Source organism: Nostoc mirabile CHAB5784, from assembly GCF_020829645.1.
GTDB classification, from domain to species: Bacteria; Cyanobacteriota; Cyanobacteriia; order Cyanobacteriales; family Nostocaceae; genus Nostoc; species Nostoc mirabile.
The window spans coordinates 1-21,314 of record NZ_JAIVFS010000035.1; the positions used below are offsets into that span (position 1 = coordinate 1).

Consider the following 21,314-nt stretch of genomic DNA (forward strand, 5'->3'; position numbering starts at 1 on the left):
GTTGTGTGCAGTCGAAGCATGGGTAGAAGCACACCGACAGATTTTGGAGTTAAGTACAGGATGGTTAATAGGAGAGAAAGATGCCAGTGATGACCGACTGGCAAGGCTAGTGGAAGAATTGGGCAAGTAATCACAGGCAAGGCAGGAAATAGAAATCAAGCTGGGAAGGCATATGATTCGTGCCTACGAATTACCGACAGAAATAGTACGAACAGATACAAGTAGTTTTTCAGTTAATCATCAAAAACAGGAATGGGAGGAAAATCTGCTGCGTTATGGTTACTCCAAAGATAAACGCCCAGACCTATTACAGTACAAATTACTCGTCTTGAAGTTGCGATCGCTTTTCTACAAACTGATGACTCGGTGGCAGTACAAGTACGGTCTGTATTAGACAACAAACCTGGTTCTTCAGTACTTAGTATGCTAAACTAACAAACAAAATGCCAATTTAATAAACATCTAACTCGGAAATTCTCAAAATTTCTAAATCCATAAGCAGAACGCTTAATCAATTTAAGCTTGTTATTAATTCCCTCAACTGTACTACTAGTTGTCCGATTATCGAAGTAAGCAATAATTTCATCAAACCAACGAATAATAGTATTGTTACTTTTGGGAAAATATTTTTTAGCTTTCGATAACCACATACCTAGTTTAAAAACTCCTGTATACCAATTATTAGTTTTATTAAAAACCTTTCTAATTTTTTCTTTTAGTTCATGCATTGCTTTTAGAAGAGGTGATACATCTTTCACTTGAATCAAGTTTATGCATTTGCTCTTCATTTAAGCTATCTTCATTCTTAAGTAGCGGATATTTACTCTTGTTCAACCCCTCTAATATCTGTTCGTATTCAGCTTTTTTTGATACCGATTTTGCTTTTTTGATTGACTCTTCTATATTCCGTTTTTCTTTTTTTCGCTGGGTATCTAGCTCTTGATTTATCTGTGTCATCACATGAAATCTATCTGCTACTACTTGAGCATTAGGAATTAATTCTGTTACTAAATTTTTATAGCCTTGCCACAAATCTATACTTACTTCTTCTATTTGATCTAAAACTTTAGCTCCCCATCCTATAAGGGTTTCCTTTATTATTTCTTGTGTGCGTCCGCCCAGAATTGCCAAAAGTTTAGATGTATCCAAATCTACTAAGACAGCACAGTAATTTCCTTTGCCTTTAACTAGAGCTATTTCATCAATTCCAAGTCTTTTTAAACTCGAAGGTTTAGAATTATCCAATTCTTTAGAGGCATCTTTTAACATCCTTTCTATTTCTTCAGTTGTCACAACTCCTTTTTTAGCTAGACTATGTATATCCGAATCTAAAACTTCCTTGATGATTTTATTGGCAAGTCTTTTGGTATAAGTTCTTCTTCTACTTACAAAATCTAATTCTTCACTAAATGGCTTTTTACAACTTTCACATTTAAATTGTCTTCTATTTATTTCTAAAAATACTAGTTGCTCTCCCCAAGACAAATCTTTGACTACAAATCGATGGTTTTGGTGTAATCTATGACTTTTTGTACCGCAACGAGGGCAGATACTTTCCTGCAAAGTTCGCTCAATCTGTCTTCCTTTGACGAAACTGGGGAAATTTTAATTTCTACTGGCGAATTCTCAGGTAAGAGTAAATTCCAGCATGAAAGAAAATAAAGTTCGTTAGGTAATAAACCAGATATTTGAACTGCTTGATTATCCTGAGTTCGGACGATTATTGCCTTTACAACGGTTATGAGGTGAAAACCCAACAAAAATGTTTAGCGCATCTACGCCGTCACTTTAAGAAACTAACTAAGCTTCCTGGTTTGAACAACCTTGATATTGGGGAACAGTTTATCAAACTGATTGATGAAGCATTTAAAAATTACCGAAGAAGAATTCAGTCCTTCTCGAGCCAGAATCCAGCTTGGGGATTCTGAATGATAAAGCGAACTCAGGTTGGTTTAGAGCAAGCGATTTTAAACGCGCCTGAACAAAGAAAAATATCCACACTTCGACTGCGCTCAGTGACCACATTTGAAACCCCTGACTTGACAGAGTTAGGGTATTCTGAATTCTGAATTCTGAATTCAGCAGGACTTCTCATATATTCCAACAAAATCAGGATATCCAAAAATTTTTCATTTTTGTTGTCAATTCAAAGTCAAAGTTAAGTCCTCGATTAGTGAATGGAGTGCAAAAGCAGCAGGAGAAGCTGGTAAGCTTTTGCGATCGCTACGAGATAAATCTGATCAATGGTGGTATTTTCTAGACAATCCACAGGTGCCTCCAGATAATAATCTAGCAAAGCGAACTCTCAGCTTAGCGGTGACAAAGAGGAAGGTTAGTGGAGGTTCCCGCTCAATGGAGCATTTATTGATACTGCCAATTTCTTAACGGTTGTACAAACTTGAGGCAGCGCCGTGGGCGGGTTTCCCGACTTGAGGCGACTGCCGTGTCGTCTTCAAGGACGTTCCGTAATTGAATTTTTTGAGCAGGCGATAAAAGCGATGGTTACCCCACATGTGCAAGCACCATCTTTAATACCCCAAATTTAGACCTGAATCCTTACCTTTGGGATAATGTGAAAGATTTAGTTATAGAGGACGAGGGTGCTTATATTATATTTGATGATACAGTTTTAGACAAAAGATTTTCTCTTATAAATTGAAATAGTGCGAAGGCAGTATAGTGGGAATGAACATGGAATCCTCAAAGGGATTGGAATAGTAAGTTGCATATATGTTAATCCTAAAACTCTCAACTTTTGGGTAATAGATTATCGTATTTTCGAGGAAAGACAATGATGGCAACTAAAACGTCCAGATATTGTTATGTCAATGGTTTAATTTTTAGGCGCTCGGCGCGGCTACGCCGCGCCATTGCTTGTGCCAGTTGCGTAAGTCCTGTCCTAAATCGAGTTTGATGAAGTCTATTTTTTTTCGTAATGGCTTTATCGATTCAGTGTTTAGGCACTCCCCCGTGATTACAGAAGCTCAGACTACCCTTCAGGAACGGCAAAGCCGAACAGCCGTAGGCAAGTCTGAGTAGTTCACCAGCGCTAGAAAGCATGATTGGGATATGTCTTATTATTAAGTAATAGACAGGGATTAACTTGATACGTGCTTTACTAAACATTAGTGTTGGTAATACTTGTGGAGGGTTGTAATGTCTGGTAGTTGGCATTTAACTTATTGGGGTGCAGTGCTAGGTATTGCGATGAGTGTCAGCGCTTTGTCTTTTAATTGTGCGATCGCTCAAATCAGCCCGGATGGAACTTTACCTATTAATACCAACGTCACACCAAACGGTAACACCTTCAACATCACCGGGGGAACACCAGCTGGCACTAACTTGTTCCACAGCTTTGGCGAGTTTTCTGTGCCTACTGGTAGCACTGCTTCTTTTAATAATGCTGTAAATATTCAAAATATCATTAGCCGAGTTACGGGTGGGTCAACTTCTAAGATTGATGGAATAATTAGCACATTAGGTACAGCTAACCTATTCCTGATAAATCCCAACGGCATTATTTTTGGTCAAAATGCTCAATTAAATATTAGTGGTTCTTTTGTAGCAACTACAGCGAATGCAATTGGGTTTGGCAATCAAGGTTTTTTTAGCGCTTCTACTCCGAATAATCCTGAACTACTCGTGGTCAATCCTTCGGCTCTTCTATTCAATCAAATTGTTGCTGCGCCGATCCAAAATAACTCAGCTAGTTTAAGTGTTAATAATAATCGTAGTTTGCTGGCAGTTGGGGGCGATGTCAGCGTGGATGGTGGCTTATTCAATGCTCCTGGTGGACGAGTGGAGTTAGGAGGTTTAGCAGGAGAGGGGACAGTTGGTCTTAATGCCAATAGCAACAATTTTAGCTTAAATTTTCCAGATAATGTAGCACGAGCAAATGTGTCGCTAACCAACGGCGCTGAAGTTAATGTCGCTTCTGGTGGTGGCGGTAGTATTGCCATTAATGCTCAGAATATAGATGTTTTGGGAAGAAGTAGCCTACGTGCGGGTATTAGCCCATTTGCAGGAGCCGATGACGCTCAGGCGGGAGATGTCACCCTCAGCGCCAAAGGAACAGTGAGAATCGAAAATAGCTCTATCTACAACGCCGTTTTTGGTTCTGGAAATGGTGGAGACTTGCTCGTGGATACAGGGAAATTGATTATTCAAGATGGAGTAGTAGGGACCGCTACTATTTCTAGTGGTGATGCTGGAGAGTTGGTTGTGAATGCCTCTGACTCAATAGAACTAACTGGCAGTTCCTCATCAGATGGTACGGTCTCCATCAATATTCCTGTTAATATCCCCAGCTTTCCTTACACTGGCCTTGTTACTCTTGTTACTTCTTTTGGCACTTTTTCCACCAATGTTCGTGATTTTAATATCCCTAGTTTTCCTTACAATATTCCTGTTACTGTTCCTATTGGCTTGTTTTCCGCTTCAATTGATGCCCAGAATCTTCTTAATGCTGTTACTATTCCCAATAACTTTTCCGTTTCCATTGGTGCCCAGAATCTTTCCGTTTCCATTGATAACCAGGTTCTTCTTAATATTATTCGTGACTTGTTACCCATTGCAAGTGGAAATGCCGGAAACCTGACCATTGAAACTGGGCGGTTACTTGTCTCTAATGGTGCAGGGGTATCAGTCGGTAGTACTACCACAGGGGGTACTGGAAATTTGACAGTGAAAGCAAAAGACATAGAACTCAGTAATAGCTCTATGTACAATGTCGTTTTTGGTTCGGGAAATGGTGGAGACTTGCTTGTGGATGCAGAGAAGTTGATTGTTAAAGATGGAGTAATAGGGACTGCTACTTTTTCTGGTGGTGATGCTGGGGATCTGATTGTAAAAGCTTCTGACTCAGTAGAATTAACTGGCAATCTCTCATCAAATGCCACTGTTGCTATTAATATTCCTGGAAATATCTCCAACTCTTCTGACAATTTTCGTGTTCCGATTGGGCTGTTTTCCGCTTCTATTGATGTCAAAGATATTGCCCAGAATATTCCTAATCTTTCTCCTGGGTATGGAGATGCTGGAGATTTAACGATTGAAACTGGGCGGTTAATTGTCTCTAATGGGGCATTGGTATCGGCAGCTACAACGACCAGAGGAAAAGGAGGAGATTTAACCGTGAAGGCAGACTTGATAAAACTTAGTGGCACCTCAGGTAATGATTCTCCCTCATCTCTGTTTAATATAACAAGTAAGATTCCTAGTGGATTGCGTAATGATACTGCCGGTCTGGGAGCAGGGGGCAATTTGACCATTGATACTAAACAGTTAATTGTCAGTGATGGTGCATGGGTGATAACTGGTATTGGTAAGACCCCAGAAGGGGAATCGACTGTGACAGGAGGGGAATTGACTGTGAACGCTTCTGAGTCTGTAGAACTTAGTGGCACCTCATCAGATAATATTCCTAGCGTTTTGGCTTCTGGAACACAGGGGCCTGGAAATGCTGGCAAATTTGTTATTAATACTAAGAAGCTGATGGTCAGCAATGGAGGAATTATCTCGGCGGGTACTTCTAGCTCTGGACAGGGAGGCGAATTGAGCATTAACGCCACTGATTCAGTAGAACTTGTTGGCACCTCAAAACAAGGGTTGTCCGCTTCTCAAATAGAAGATTTGATTGGATTTAGTGGAGCTTTAGTCTCTAAATTCGTAGAAGATCGTCCATTTCCGAGCGGTGTAATTTCTGGGGCTGCAAATAAAGGAAATGCTGGAGACTTGACTATTAAGACTGGACGGTTATTAATTCAGGGTGGAGCACAAGCATCGGTTTCTACAATTAATCGCGGAAATGCTGGTGACTTAAATGTTCGCGCTTCTTCTATAGAACTGAGTGGAACTTCGCTTGAAAGCCGTAAACCCAACGACATTGAAGGTCGAAGCCTGTTGACAACTGCTGTTGGTGAAGGCTCAATTGGAAAAGGTGGCGATATAACAGTTAACACCAACTCCCTAACTATCAACGATGGTGCTGCCCTGACAGCCAGTACTTCTGGGCAGGGGGATGCAGGTGATATCACTCTTAGCGCTAATACCTTGAGTGCTTTTAATGATGGGCAACTGCGTACCTCTACCTTTGGTAGTGGACAAGCAGGTGACATTACACTAAATATTCCAGAAATACAGTTATCTGGTTCCACTAGCGGTGTTTTTGCTCAGACAAGCAGTACAGGACAAGCTGGAAACCTGACGCTTCAACCTTTGAACGGACAAACCTTGACGGTTAACTTCTTTGAGCAAGCGCAGATATCAGCATCCACCTCTGGTAGTGGTAAGGGAGGAAATCTTACACTCACCGCCCCTGAGTCAATCACCCTCAATGGTAATGGTGTCTTAGCGGCGACATCAGAAGGTGCTGCTAGTGGAGGAGCCGGAGATGTGCTTCTTGATACAGAAAAACTAACGCTCACCAATGGAATGCGCGTTTCAGCCGCGACTAATTCTACTAACCCCGCAGCTAGTGGTGGCAATCTGACCGTGCAAGCTGCACAATTGAACTTGACAGATGGCAGCAGCTTAGAAGCTGGGACGACAGGAACTGCACCAGGCGGAAACTTGACAATTCAACCCAATGACAATGGGCAAACGTTAGCTGTAAATGTTAGTGGAGGAGCAACGGTATCGGCTGCTAGCTCTGGTAGTGGTAAAGGAGGAACCCTAAATATCAATGCTCCTGAATCTATTAATCTGACTGGTAACGGCTCAGTGATTTCGGCTGAGACAACAGGACAAGGAGCAGGCGGTGACTTGACACTTACAACAGGAAACTTAGCAGTTCAAGATGGAGGGAAAATAACTGTAAGTAGTACAGGCTCTGGGATTGCGGGTGATTTAAAACTTAATGCTAACTCGATATATCTCAACAACGCTGCCAAAATCACTGCTGACACTACAGGAGGCGGCGGAAATATCTTTGCGCGATCGCCTTTAATGTTACTACGCAATCAAAGTTCTATCACCACTAATGCTAGAGGTAGCGGTATCCCTGGCGGCAACATCACTATTGATGCACTAGATGGCTTCATCATTGCTGTTCCTAGCGAAAATAGTGATATTAGCGCCAATTCTGTTGACTTTCGTGGTGGAAAAGTCGAAATCAGCGCTCAAGGAATCTTTGGGATTGAGCGTCGGAATACACCGACTCCAAAAAGCGACATCACTGCTACAGGAGCAAGTTCTCAATTCAACGGTTCAGTAGAACTTAATACACCTGGTATCGACCCCAACAGTGGCTTAGTTGAGCTACCCACAATAGCTGTAGAAACTGAAGTCGCGCAAGTCTGCGATAGTCCAGGTTATGCTCAAAGCAGCTTTATTATCACCGGACGAGGCGGTTTACCTCCTAATCCCACTAAGGATGTTCTCCCGAACGGCACAGTAGAAGTAGCTTGGGTGGCGCTCAAACCTAGCAGCGATGCCAAGGGCGGGTTACGCCAAAGCAACAGTCAACCTGTTACTACTAACCCAGTTACCACCACACCAGAACGTATTGTAGAAGCAAATGGATGGGTGGTAAATGAAAAGGGAGAGGTGGTACTTACAGCTAATGTTCCTGCTGGGGGTCGTGGTTCATGGCACAAGGCTGTATCTTGCAGTAATTATCAAGCTCAGAAGTAAATGAGTGTCAATGATTGCTAACTCAAACTTTAACAGCGCTAGACAGCATGGTTGGGCTATGTCTTATTATTAAGTGGTAGATAGCAATTAACTTGATATGTCCTTTACTCAACTTTGGTGTTGGCATTTAACTTATTGGGGTGCAGTGCTAGGTATTGCGATGAGTGTCAGCGCTTTGTCTTTTAATTGTGCGATCGCTCAAATCAGCCCGGATGGCACTTTACCTATTAATTCCAAGGTCACACCAGACGGTAACACCTTCAACATCACTGGGGGAACACAAGCTGGCGCTAACTTGTTCCACAGCTTTAAGGAATTCTCTGTCCCTATTGGGAATACTGCTTTTTTCCGCAACGGTACCGACATTCAGAACATTATTAGCAGAGTAACAGGTAGTTCAATCTCTAACATTGAAGGGTTAATACGAGCTAATGATGTAAACCTGTTTGTGATCAATCCCAACGGGATTATTTTTGGACGCAACGCTTCACTGAATATAGGTGGTTCTTTTGTAGCGACTACAGCGTCGGCAATTGGGTTTGACAACGCCGGTTTTTTTAGTGCTTCTACTCCGAATAATCCTGAACTACTCGTGGTCAATCCTTCGGCTCTTCTATTCAATCAAATTGTTGCTGCGCCGATCCAAAATAACTCAGCTAGTTTAAGTGTTAATAATAATCGTAGTTTGCTGGCAGTTGGGGGCGATGTCAGCGTGGATGGTGGCTCCTTAAATGCCCTTGGTGGACGAGTGGAGTTAGGAGGTTTAGCAGGAGAGGGGACAGTTGCTCTTAATGCCAATAGCAATAATTTCAGCTTAAATTTTCCAGATAATGTAGCACGAGCAAATGTGTCGCTGACCAACGGCGCTGAAGTTAATGTCGCTTCTGATGGTGGCGGTAGTATTGCTATCAATGCTCAGAATATAGATGTTTTGGGAAAAAGTAGCGTTTTGGGAAAAAGTAGCCTACGTGCGGGTATTAGACCACGTGCAGAAGTCAATGACGCTCAGGCGGGAGATGTCACCCTCAGCGCCAAAGGAACAGTGAGAATCGAAAATAGCTCTATCTACAATGCCGTTTTTGGTTTTGGAAATGGTGGAGACTTGCTCGTAGATACAGGGAAATTGATTATTCAAGATGGAGTAGTAGCGACTGCTACTATTTCTAGTGGTAAAGCTGGGGATCTGGTTGTGAACGCCTCTGACTCAATAGAATTAACTGGCAGTTCCTCATCAAACGGCACGATTGACATTGACATCGATGTTCCTATTGATTTAGGCTTTTCTACTTCAAATATTCCTGCTTCTATTCCTGTTCCTATTGGCTTGTTTTCCGCTTCTCTTGATGTCAAGCCTCTTCTTCCCAATCTTCGTGATGATCCTTTTCTAAGTTCGTTTCTACCTGTTGGAAGTGGAGATGCCGGAAACGTGACCATTGAAACTGGGCGGTTAATTGTCTCTAATGGGGCACTGGTATCGGCAACTACAACAACCAGAGGACAAGGAGGAGATTTAACCGTGAAGGCAGACTTGATAGAACTCAGTGGTACCTCAGCTAATTATTCTCCCTTATCTGTGTTCGCTACAACAATTAAGCTTCCTAGTTCATTGCGTAATGATACTGACGGTCTGGGATCAGGGGGTAACTTGACCATTGATACTAGACGGTTAATTGTCCGTGATGGTGCATGGGTGATAACTGGTACTGATAACAAGAACCCAGGAGGGGAATTGCCTGTGACAGCAGGGGAATTGACTGTGAACGCCTCTGAGTCTGTAGAACTTAGTGGCACCTCATCAGATAATATTCCTAGCGCTTTAGTTTCTGGAACACAGGGACCTGGAAATGGTAACAAATTGGTTATTAATACTAAGAAGCTGATAGTCAGCAATGGAGGAATTATCTCGGCGGGTACTTCTAGCTCTGGAAATGGAGGCGAATTGATCATTAATGCCACTGATTCAGTAGAACTTGTTGGCACCTCAAAACAAGGATTCTCCGCCTCTCAAATAAAAGATTTGATTGGATTTGGTGGAGCTTTAGTCTTGAACTTCATAGATCGTCCATATCCGAGCGGTGTAATTTCTGGGACTGCAAATACAGGAGATGCTGGAAACTTGACTATTAACACTGGACGGTTATTAATTCAGGGTGGAGCACAAGCATCGGTTTCTACAATTAATACCGGAAATGCGGGTGACTTAAATGTTCGCGCCTCTTCTATAGAACTGAGTGGGACTTCGCTTGAAAGCCGTAAACCCAGCGACATTATAGGTCGAAGCCTGTTGACAACTGCTGTCGGTGAAGGCGCAACTGGAAAGGGTGGCAATATAACAGTTAACACCAACTCCCTAACGATCACCGATGGTGCTGCACTGACAGCCAGTACTGATGGGCAGGGGGATGCAGGTAACATCACTCTTAGCGCTGAATCTATTAATCTGACTGGTAACGGCTCAGTGATTTCGGCTGAGACGACAGGACAAGGAGCAGGTGGTGATTCGACACTGACAACAGGAAACTTAGCAGTTCAAGATGGAGGGAAAATAACTGTAAGTAGTACAGGCTCTGGGATTGCGGGTGACTTAAATATTAACGCTAACTCGATATATCTCAACAACGCTGCCAAAATCACTGCTGACACTACAGGAGGCGGCGGAAATATCTTTGCGCGATCGCCCTTATTCTTACTACGCAATCAAAGTTCTATCACCACCAATGCCTTTGGCCTTGGTATTGGTGGCGGTAACATCACTATTGATGCACTAGATGGCTTCATCATTGCTGTTCCTAGCGAAAATAGTGATATTAGCGCCAATTCTGTTGACTTTCGTGGTGGAAAAGTCGAAATCAGCGCTCAAGGAATCTTTGGGATTGAGCGTCGGAATACACCGACTCCAAAAAGCGACATCACTGCTACAGGAGCAAGTTCTCAATTCAACGGTTCAGTAGAACTTAATACACCTGGTATCGACCCCAACAGTGGCTTAGTTGAGCTACCCACAATAGCTGTAGAAACTGAAGTCGCACAAGTCTGCGATAGTCCAGGTTATGCTCAAAGCAGCTTTATTATCACCGGACGAGGCGGTTTACCTGCTAATCCCACTAAGGATGTTCTCCCGAATGGCACAGTAGAAGTAGCTTGGGTGGCGCTCAAACCTAGCAGCGATGCCAAGGGCGGGCTACGCCAAAGCAACAGTCAACCTGTTACTACTAACCCAGTTACCACCACACCAGAACGTATTGTAGAAGCAAATGGATGGGTGGTAAATGAAAAAGGAGAGGTGGTACTTACAGCTAATGTTCCAGGTGGGGGTCGTGGTTCATGGCACAAGGCTGTATCTTGCAGTAATTATCAAGCTCATCAGTAAATGGGCGTCAATAATTGCTCAAATACTAGACATCTCCAGAAATTAAATATGCCTTATCTAAAACCCTTGTAGAGACGTAGCAATGCGACGTCTCTACATTCTTTTCACCAAATGTCTAATGAACAATACAGGAATATGTCTCATATAATGTCCGCTTGATTGCTTACTAAATCCCAAGAACCCCACCCCGCCAAAGCTACGCTTCGTCTCCCCTCCCCGCAAGCGGGGAGGGGTTGGGGGTGGGGTGTAATGACTGTGGTAATCATAACTAATTATCCGGACTTGATATCAATACGCTTGGGTTAAGAAGAATAGTAGGTTGGGTTGAGCATAAGCGAAACCCAACAAAGCCTTGATAATGTTGGGTTACCCTGCCTTAAGCCCCTTTGGGTCTACGTTCCTCAACCCAACCTACGCCAGTATTAGTTTTTAGCCTTAACCCAAGCGTATTGGAATATGTCTTGTAGCAATTGTGTATCTCAAAGCCAATTTCCTACTAAAACATAAGGTGCCCAGAAATAAGGGCTTTTTTGTTTAGCAAATACAGTTAATTGAGCACGCTGGAGTGCTTGGGCTTTACTGATCCCAGTATTTAAGTTTCGATAAAACTCACTCATAAGTTTAGCAGTCCATTGGTCGTCCACTGACCATAAACTTGCTAGCGTACTGCGTGCGCCTGCTCGTACAGCTATGCCAGCTAATCCTAAAGCAGCTCGCTGATCGCCAAGAGCAGTTTTGCAAGCACTCAAGACAAGTAACTCGATTTTACCAGACCTACTTTGATCGCCAACTCGTAATAAACTATCAAACTCCTTAACTTTCAGTAGCTTATCCCAGGTGAGAAGAAAAGTTCTTTCGGGATCTGAACTAAACTCACCGTGAGTTGCTAAGTGAATTATAGAAAATGGAGTTGCAAGCAATTGTTTTTGCAGATTGCTATCGAGAAACTGCTGATTTAACAGTTCTTCACTTCTAGGAACCTCAGTTTGAATTTCTTTGAGTTCCCGTGCTACATTTTTCAAAGCTGAAAATTTTTGACCTTCTATAGAACGCGCTTCTCCTACTCCGGCAGTTAAAGCATTTAACTGTATTTTTTGCAAAGGTTTAGGATTAAACAATTGTAAACCAGGAGTTAAAGCGATCGCATATTTCTCCATGAGATATTTATTTTGCTGCGGGTCGTAAAGAACCCCCATCGGAATATTTCTTAATTCCCCATCCAGTACAAAAACTAAAGTATTAATACCACTTTTGGATAATTCAGTTTCGGCTGGTCGAATTAACCAGTCATATATTTTTTGGGACTGTTCTTTCACTTCATAAGTGCCCGCAACATCTGTTAAAGATTTCCGTAGTGAAGTAACAGTACTCTCTACTTTTTCTTGAGGTATCTTAGTGGTATAGTGCTGTAATTGTTGATTAGGCAAGGTAAGAATAACATCGAAACGGTCTGGCAAAATAACTGAATAGATAACTGCTGCCTTTTTATCCTGCTCCACCACTTTGTCAATCTCTACAATTGGTTCTAAACAAGGTGAACGAAAAAAGTTATTCAGTTCCGCAAGCTGGAGTGACTCAATGACTTTACGTGCCTGTTTAAGATTGTATTGACTACTCTGTTGATCCCCTTGTGTATTCTCTGTTAGCAACTGTAATTCAACTAACTCTCGATAGATAGGTTCTACACTTTCTCGGAAAGAAAACTGAACATCTAAATTACTAGCAACTAAATCACCACGAAGAGATTCTAAAGTTTTGTAAGCTGTATCATACGCCTTGAGCGCAGCATTGAGATTTCCTTGTTGCTTGAGTAAACGTCCTTGCTGCCATTGCCACTGATAGAGAATGTCTGATGCATCAACAGTTTGAGCAATAAATAAAGCTTTTGTTGTTAGTTCTAGAGCATCAGCGAACTGCTTATTCTTTTCATACAGACGACCCAAAGTTCCAAAAGCATAAGATTGGGCTTGCTGGTCTTTTAGGCTTTGGGCCTGCTGTATCGCGCTAGACAAGAGTTGGGCAATATTTAAATTAGATAAAATAGGTGTATTGGTTTTCTGTGTTAAATCCATTAAGATAGAGGCGAATTGAATCCGAGCATATATTGAGTTTCGGCTAGGAACCAATTTATTAATTTCAGTTAGAATTTGCTCAGACAAGGATAAAGCTTGTTTAAATGTATTTGCGGCTTCTTTTGTAGAGAAAAATTCTAGAAGTAGGCTAAGTTGATTTAGCTGGGCTTGAATACGCGTAGTAGGTGGTGCGTTTATAGCCGCTTGCTGATAAAAGTTTAAAGCAGCTTGAAATTCTTGTTGAGCAAGGTCTGTATTCCCTACCTCATGTTGAGTTTTTCCTTCGGCAAAGGCTGTATTACCTAAACTGAGGAAGGTATCACCTATAGCTGTTGGAGATTTTATAGTTGTTGCTAAAGTTAAACTTTGCTCTAAAACTTTTCGTGATTCATTGAAATCACCAATAACTCTTAGGACATTGCCAAGGCTATCTAGTCCAGCAACTTTGAGCGATGAATCTGGAAGAGTAGTAAGGTTTTGTTGAACTTCAGTTAAAGTTTTTTGTGCTTGGCGATAAAGCCCTAAAGTTTGCATAGCTTGAGCAGAGTTAATCCGATTACGAGTTAGTGTGGCGCGATCGCCTATTTGCTTATATATATCAGCAGCTTTTTGCCAAGTGGACAACGCGATTTCAGTTTGTCCTTGGGCTAATTGTAACTTCCCTTGTACATCTAGAGATTGCGCTATAATTGCAGCACGGTCTTTTGAGCTATCTAAATTCTTTAACAAATTAAGACTTTGGTTAATTGTTTGTTCGGCTTGTGTCTGTTTGCCAAGCTGTTGATAAATCAAGGCAAGATTGCTTAACACTACAGCTTGGTTAAGTTTGTCTCCTGTGTTATAGAAGCCAATAGCAGCTTGTTCTAAAACCTGAAGTGCTTCAGTAAATAAACCCGCCTCATACAAAGCTTTACCCTGTTCTACTAAGCTTTGATCTAAGGCAGATGAGTTTTGAATCTTAGTTTGTGGAATATTTAGGCTTATATGAGAAAAAGTTGCTAAAACAGGTGAACTAAAAATGCACAGTATGGCTGTTCCTACTAGGAGTAAGAAAAAGGTCAAGAATCTCAAACAAGATTGTAGCATACGCAATAATATTGTTAATTTAGCCATATCTCTTATACTAATTTGATTGAGTTAGGGCCTTTTCCTCACTCTCAAGTTCTACAATCGGTGCTGTTGCAAGTTCTGCCAAACCAACATCTTTTAACAAAAGTGTCCAATCCTGTGTAAAAATGCGTGAGTTGGGATTAGAAAGATGCAGAGTAGCTAAATTAGTTAAAGCATCTTGCCAAATTTGGTTAAGAGCATAGGTAGTATATCCTTGCCATTGTGCCCTTTTCAATTGACTTTCAAGATTAGAATTTAATGGCACACGCTGTATCCATGCATTCACATAAAAATACTCTGATGTTTGCGGGGGATTGCCACAGAAAACTTTAAAATACCACTGATAGTTTTTCTCTATTTTTAGAGCAGACTGTGAATTGTGCGGTAACTTAATGCCAATAATACTAGCCTTTCGTGGTAGTGATAGAGATGTTCTGTAGATGGTTTTGTCATTTTCATCTTGAAGTATAAACTCCCCAATAACAGTATTCTTTGGTAATTCGGGTACAAAAAACCAAAAAGTTGGATATTCAGAGATAGTGAATGTTAAAAAAGATTTTGATTCATCTCCAATTTCTTCACCAGGAACTAAAGCAGTAATTGGCGTGTTCAACGGAGTGCAACCATCACGGCTTGTACCTCCTTTACGACGTCCAGTAGGTGCGCCGTTCTCTGGAAATTTTGGAAGTTTAGTAGATTGGCTAGGTTTATTAACAAGGGGTTGGTTAAATGATTGAGCCAGCTGTGCTGAAACTCTTGTGGGGCAACTTACCAATCCAAAAAGTACTAAAGTCATAATGCAAGTAAGTTTCATCAAAATATACTCCGTTGAACTAAGCAATATAAACGTCAGTAACAGAAAAGAAACTAACTTTAAGCTTGTAGTAAGAATGATAAATGTGAAACACACTAAAGTTTTATAAGCAGCGATGAAAGCAAGGCAAACACACGTAATTATTGAAACCCTTAATGTGTAAGGATATTGATTTAAAATAGCCGAGACAATGAAAAGTCCAAACCCTTGCTATTAAAGGGTTTTTATTCTTTAGATGCGTTTGCCGTGACTATGAAAGACATTGCAGTAATTTACTGTATTCAACAATTTACTAATGTAACTACACTAGAAAGATATAAGATTACGGAAAGTAAGCTTATCTAAATTAGTCTTGACAAAAACTTTGATTTGTGTATAAACGAATAATTAAAGTTTCTCGTTTGGTTGGTTTATCACGGATGAAAGCGATACCTAAGCACTTGCCCTATAAAAAGATACCATTTGTCACATTTAGCTCCACAACGCCCACCTACTTAATTAAGCCTAAGATAATATCAATAAGTAAGCATGATTGATATTATTTTCAGCTTTATTGACCCTGATGTGTTCTTCTTGATCGAATGTGCTGAACCTGTAAGATTATGGTAAATATAAACTATAAAATGCTTGATGTAATTTCTGCTCAAATATATTTTCTGTTCAAATATATAATTTTGAGTGAAGCAAAGAATTGTAAATATTCTTGACTACGTTGGGAATGACAAATTTTACATTTATTTACAATGTTTGTTTGGAATGTTGCATGGTGTTATATCATGTCCGCTTGATTGCTTATTAAACCCGAATCACCCCACCCCGACAATCGTCGCTTTATCTCCCCTCCCCAAGGCATCGGGGAGGGGATTAAGGGGAGCCAGTGCGGTCTTCTCCCAAGGGGAGACGCCAAGGGCGATGGGGTCTCCCCAAGTGGAGCATCTGGCGTGTGGGGTGCAATGACTATGGGAATCACAACTAATTACCCGGACATGATATTATTCTTAGCTTTTTAGGGTGTTAATACTAAATATAATAACATTATCAATGTAAATACATAAAAAGTTGCTTACGAAAGCTACCGATTACGAACACCTCTAGACACAACTGCTACTTGTGTAGCTATTAATGCCAATGCTGGTGGGATAAATGGTATCCATCCTGCCTGGGTAAAAATCCCAAAACATATATTAAATAATGAGAATAGCATTATTATCCCAGCTGCCCCAAGACGCATAGGATGCCGAATATACCATGCTAAAATTCCTCCTAATAACGACCATCCCCATACCCAAAGTGCTTCAACCCAAGTCGGCCACCACCAAAGCAGAGGTCGATGATCTAGAACGGCACTGAGGATCTGGCTGGTCATGTGAGCTTGAACAAAGACCCCTGGTATCAGCTTTTGATTTGACCCTGCTTTAGCACTATAAGGAGTTTTCCAGTAATCAGTAGTTGTTGGAGCAGTAACACCAATCAAAATAATCCGCCCCTTTAACAATTCGGCTAATTCCGAATTAATTTTATTGTTAAGAACATCTCTGAGAGATACTTGTTGAGCAATGTTTTGAGGAGAAGAAAGCGAACGGTAATTTACTAGCACTTGATAACCCGATGCATCGACTCGTTGGTAGCCACTAGTATGAGATTTTAATTGCTTAAATACAACGTTGCCTATCTGCAAGTTACCTTGTGGGTTGATATATGAATTGATACCTTTAGCCTCCAAATAATGAAGCGCGATTTGGAGGCTAAAAGCATATTTTGCCGCACACGGAGATGTTAAAGGAGGTGTTAAATGCAAAAGCTGACGGCGGGCTATGTCATTATCATCTGCAACAAAATCACTAAAGCTTTGGCGTTCTTCTGGAACTTTAGGCGGTGGAAGAGTGCCTTCTGGCGCATCATCAAGAGCCGCAGAAACTTTGCATGGGGTAAAAAGACGTTTATCTTGTTGTAGCCTAGTTGCTAAATCTGCACTATTGGAGTCTACAGGAAAATCACGATAGATGTCTAAGCCGATAGTTCTTGGCTGATACTGATCTAGTTTTTTTAATAATTCTGCGAGTGCTTGGTCTGAGAGTGACCATCGCATATTCATATTCATGCGGTTCTGATACTGGATATCCGCTTCATCAATAGTGACGATCACAAAACGCGAATCTGGTTTTTCCTCCCAACGTAGCCCCATCATGTGGTCGAAAGCTTTTAATTCTGATGGTTGCAATAATCCAAGCGATCGCACCCCCATTACCAAACCACTAATAACCAAACTTGATAACAGCACTGCTTGAATACTACGCCACCGTAACTGCGCTTGAGTTCTATATTTATTTACTTGAGGCTTGCTAATTTCTGTTTGGGGATTTCTCAGAAAATCTTTCCAAGTTGGTGGCACTGCTGCTGGATTTTGGCAAATTACAGGTAAGCAAACCGCACAAGGATATTTATCTTCAATGCCATGTAATTTTTCCCTTGATTCTCGTACTGCTAAGTACATAGACTCACCACTGGAAAATTTTTTGAGGAAATTCTTTAAAAATTCCTGTGCCACTAAGTCTGGCACTGCTTCCCGCATAACGATGATTTGTGGGATGTCCAAGTCTTCTAATTGATGTGCTAGTCCTAGTCCATCACAAGAATTAAAAATCGCTAACTGCAACCCTTTGCTGACAGCTTTTAAAAGACCATACTTTAGTTCATCAATTGTTAAGCAATCTGTTTTATTAATATAAATATTGCCGTTTTTACCATCCTCAAAGCTCTCACTATGACCTGCAAAAAATAATATGTCCCAGTCTTGTTCCCAAATTTGTTCATTTAACTGGCTGCGCTGTGGTTCTACCAGAAAAGTTGTTTCTGCATCTGGTAACATCTTCAATAGCTCTCGATCTTTCTCAATCAAGATTCCTTCACTATTACCCAGAATTGCTAAGATTTTTACCTTACCTCCAATAGTACTTCTGTTTGATGTTGGCAGATATTCATACTCTGGTGCGCTTAAGGCAACTTCTGCTTGAGAGTAATCCTCAAAAAAATCCCATAAATGCCACGGAAGACGACGTAGCCAAGTGTCACTGGTTTTAATTAGTACGCGCACTGTATCATCTAATGTTAGCTGTTTGAGTAATTTCTCCTTCACTGGGCGAAACGAGTTACAGTTGAGCCAACTATTCATTTGCTGACTTAACTTTTCGTTTAACTTGCGGCATTTTTTAAGATACTCACTAAGAGAACTTCCGACATGAATGTTCACAGGTGTAAGGCGAAAATTTGATAAACTGCGATAGGTTATTCGCCAAAGCTCATAATCTGCAATGATCTCTGGCTTTGGGGTCAGATAGCCTTGAACTTCTATACTGGCGCGATCGCCTTCTGCTCCGATCTCGAGTGTGACTTTTACCCCCTGGCTTAAATCACCATCTAGCTTCAACACAACCAACTTCTGCATGGGTAGGAATCAACCAATGTATGTACTTAAATAACAAAATTCTCAGTAATATTAGTATTTCCCAATTCTAAGTTAACGCTAAAATGTTCTCCTATTTGAGCATTAAACTCTAGTGTTACATGAGTACTGCCACTTCTAGCGTGAGCTTCCATAACAGTAGTCCCTTTCTCATCTATAACTTTAACGATGAGATTGTTGGGTAAGTAGGCTTGCTCATCGGATGAATGCACCTGCAATTTCAGTTGGATTTCTACAGAATTTTTTGGTGTGAGTGTAACAACTAATGCCAGCGATTGTCCCGGAAGTTCTATCCCCATGTCAATTAGCTTACCCCGCGTCACTCCGTTTCGATAACGAAAAGCTAATTGTGGTGTTTTTGATGCTAAAATTTTTTCTATTGGCTGCCAACCTGCATCAATTATATTTTGTAACCAGTAGCTCAACTTGACTTCTGTCGGGTTGCTTTCAAGTGAATCAAGATATGCAAGTAAGTCTTCAATAGTCTGTAACTCGTTAAAAAAAAGTTCACCAGCTTTTACTGTTTTAGCAAACCCTACTAAAACTGCTTGTTGATGTTTTATGTCTAGCTCAACTACAACTACGCCGATTCTGTTATCCGGGACTTCTGGTGGAATGTAGCAGAGATGACCAGGGCTTGCGGGGCGACATTCTAAGTGACCCAATGCACTCAACTTGAGGTCAGCCACATCTGCATAATAGCGCATGGCACAATTCCAACTATCGCTAGCCTTTGGGTATGTGGGAATGTTCATCATTTCCATATAATCATTTACCGCACATACAGCCAACGTATTAAGATATACCTGCTTTTTCTTTTCTGGTGTCACCTGTTCATCAGCAAAAAAGCGTGCTATCTTTAGCGCTGCTTGGGTAATAGATACCGGAATGGATTTTTCTTCTAAGTTTTTAGTGTTATGAACCATAAATTTCCTTCCACTTTATAGATAGTCTTCTACTTTAGATATCTCTGCCTTAATCCCAAATTTCGTGATATCCTTGCCTGAGAGCAAAATTCCGTAAACGAGGTAAGCATTCACGTTTATAGAAATTAGGTGCAGTTGATGGGGGTAAGTTGAATTCCTTAGCAATGTTTTTCCAGGGAGTTTCTGGAGGCAGGCGTCGCAGGATCAATATTTGGCAAGTTACCTCAGGTCGTCCTTTAACATGAGTACTGGCTAAGTCATTGTCTGGATCTGTAAAAGCCCATTGGTAAGTCTCTTCCAAAATTGGTGGAATATCAGCTGCTGCTGGCAAACTTTCGATTGCTTCCGTTGTATTTTCAATTTCCAAGCTAGATATAAAAACAGTCTTAGCTTGAATTTGGGCTTCTCTAAAGCGAAAATCTTGCAGTCGCCACTTGAGACAATTGTCGAGCCAGGTGATCACACTACAACTCTCCGGGTTATACTGCTCTGGGTTCCGGCAAAAATATAACCAAGTTTGTTGCAGAGCATCATTATAATAAGCTGTGTTCTCTTTCCAGAGTTTGCCCGATTTCATTACGACTCTAACTATCTCACTAAGTTTTTGCCGCCGCATCAAACTTTTTGCTGGATACGAACAGGCTTGGGCAACGAGATGCTGGAGTTGTTGGTTTAGATTACTTACTGTGTGGACGTTTGTCATAGAAAATCTCCTGGTGAAATACTTGCAGAAGTAGTCTAGAGATGCCTCTGACTGTTTAAATTTCTAATAAACGAATCCATAACTTAACGTTTAATACCTGTGTTATTAGAGCTTATTATCTAGTTATCAAACTCAAGTTCAAGTTTTTCGCAAAAATTCATAAAAAGTTTTATCACCAGTCTTTCATAGGGATTTGCCTTTTTTGCATGTAGCAATTAGCTTAAATTACGTGAATAATCTAAGTATATATAGGGGGCGTTAGAACGGAAACCATAGCGCAACAAAGTCTTCGGATGGTGCATTACAAAACGCTTTTACATCCTACATGTATTTCAAAAATCAAATATCATTCCTATAGGACTAATCTGCCTATTGAATACATAATTTATAGGACTTACGCATTGACAAGAAATATTAAATATGGATCAAGGTTAAAAACTATATCTTTCGTAAGGGCACAGCATTGCTCATGCGTGTCAACTTAACGTAAAAGCCATGTCCCGCAAGGAACTGAAGTTCCTTGCTAATAGCTTAAGTCATCTAAAGATGACTAAATAATCCGAAAAATTTTTAGTCTACTTCAGTAGACTTTAGCTATGAGCCGCTGAAATTCATTTCTGGGCGGGCGTGGAAGCCAACAGATAAGCGATTTTTAGCTTAAGTTGATACCAATGAGCAAAGCTTAGCCCCTACAGGATGGTCTATTTAGGGACTTCCAAGAAATAAATTACCCAAATAAACGAACCACAGAGACACAGAGAACACAGAGGAATGAGGAGGAGAGAGCTTTTTCGTTAATTTTTGAGTATTTTTTTATTTGGAAGTCCCTTATACCAATTCTGTATGAAGATGCGCTAAACCATATTTAAGTACAAGAAAGAAGAAAGAGAAACGAACCGCATAGACGCGGAGCGGCTTCCCGCAGGGTAGGACGCAAAGGACACAAAGAAAGAAAGAAAGAAAGAAAGAAAGAAGTTAAAAGGGTTTGGCGCAGCCTCAATACGGTTCGGTTAAGGTGCATAGTCCTTAAAGATCCCCCTTAGTCCCCCTTAAAAAGGGGGAAATAGAGCCATTCTTAGCCCCCCTTTTTTAAGGGGGGTTGGGGGGATCGAGTCTTATCCGAACCGTATTGGGCGCAGCCTCACAAAGAAATGGTATTACGATCGCAGAATAATTAAGAAAAGCCTGAAAACTTCCTATTTTAGGTAATGCACATCACGATGC

The 21,314-nt window shown here is 41.0% G+C and carries 7 protein-coding genes and 5 pseudogenes; 6 read left to right on the top strand and 6 right to left on the bottom strand.

The window, feature by feature from the left end; translation table 11 throughout:
* Positions 1 to 337: pseudogene (locus LC653_RS47930) on the top strand (IS1634 family transposase); the annotation flags it as partial.
* Positions 338 to 431: 94 nt separating this feature from the next.
* On the opposite strand, the pseudogene LC653_RS21670 reads toward LC653_RS47930, so the two are convergent.
* Positions 432 to 1,554, bottom strand: a pseudogene (locus tag LC653_RS21670) (ISL3 family transposase); the annotation flags it as partial.
* A gap of 149 nt (positions 1,555 to 1,703) precedes the next feature.
* Between LC653_RS21670 and LC653_RS21675 the strand changes: the two are divergent.
* The 5 genes and pseudogenes from LC653_RS21675 to LC653_RS21695 form a co-directional block, all read left to right on the top strand.
* Positions 1,704 to 1,919 (top strand): annotated as a pseudogene (locus LC653_RS21675) (IS66 family transposase); the annotation flags it as partial.
* A gap of 223 nt (positions 1,920 to 2,142) precedes the next feature.
* Positions 2,143 to 2,546 (top strand): annotated as a pseudogene (locus LC653_RS47420) (IS66 family transposase); the annotation flags it as partial.
* 14 nt (positions 2,547 to 2,560) lie between these two features.
* Positions 2,561 to 2,783: pseudogene (locus LC653_RS21685) on the top strand (IS701 family transposase); the annotation flags it as partial.
* Between the two features lie 373 nt (positions 2,784 to 3,156).
* A complete protein-coding gene (locus LC653_RS21690) occupies positions 3,157 to 7,632 on the top strand; it encodes a two-partner secretion domain-containing protein (protein WP_229496845.1) in 4,476 nt (1,491 codons plus the stop codon).
* 97 nt (positions 7,633 to 7,729) lie between these two features.
* Positions 7,730 to 11,002 carry a two-partner secretion domain-containing protein gene (locus LC653_RS21695; RefSeq protein WP_229496846.1) on the top strand — a complete coding sequence of 1,091 codons (3,273 nt, stop codon included), beginning with the start codon at positions 7,730 to 7,732 and terminating at the stop codon, positions 11,000 to 11,002.
* 479 nt (positions 11,003 to 11,481) lie between these two features.
* Here the strand turns inward: LC653_RS21695 and LC653_RS21700 are convergent, their stop codons facing one another.
* The 5 genes from LC653_RS21700 to LC653_RS21720 all read right to left on the bottom strand — a co-directional run bounded on the left by LC653_RS21700 (position 11,482) and on the right by LC653_RS21720 (position 20,090).
* Positions 11,482 to 14,187 (bottom strand): CHAT domain-containing protein, encoded by a 2,706-nt coding sequence (locus LC653_RS21700; protein WP_229496847.1) that lies wholly within the window; start codon positions 14,185 to 14,187, stop codon positions 11,482 to 11,484.
* Between the two features lie 10 nt (positions 14,188 to 14,197).
* Positions 14,198 to 14,998, bottom strand: coding sequence for a DUF928 domain-containing protein (locus LC653_RS21705; protein ID WP_229496848.1), 801 nt, complete (start codon positions 14,996 to 14,998; stop codon positions 14,198 to 14,200).
* A 1,072-nt stretch (positions 14,999 to 16,070) separates the two neighbouring features.
* Positions 16,071 to 18,428, bottom strand: coding sequence for a CHASE2 domain-containing protein (locus LC653_RS21710; protein WP_308189118.1), 2,358 nt, complete (start codon positions 18,426 to 18,428; stop codon positions 16,071 to 16,073).
* Positions 18,429 to 18,469: 41 nt separating this feature from the next.
* Positions 18,470 to 19,387: a DUF1822 family protein gene (locus LC653_RS21715; protein ID WP_229496850.1), complete on the bottom strand. Its 918-nt coding sequence runs from the start codon at positions 19,385 to 19,387 to the stop codon at positions 18,470 to 18,472.
* A gap of 49 nt (positions 19,388 to 19,436) precedes the next feature.
* Positions 19,437 to 20,090: a sigma-70 family RNA polymerase sigma factor gene (locus tag LC653_RS21720; RefSeq protein WP_229496851.1), complete on the bottom strand. Its 654-nt coding sequence runs from the start codon at positions 20,088 to 20,090 to the stop codon at positions 19,437 to 19,439.
* Positions 20,091 to 21,314 lie beyond the last annotated feature (1,224 nt).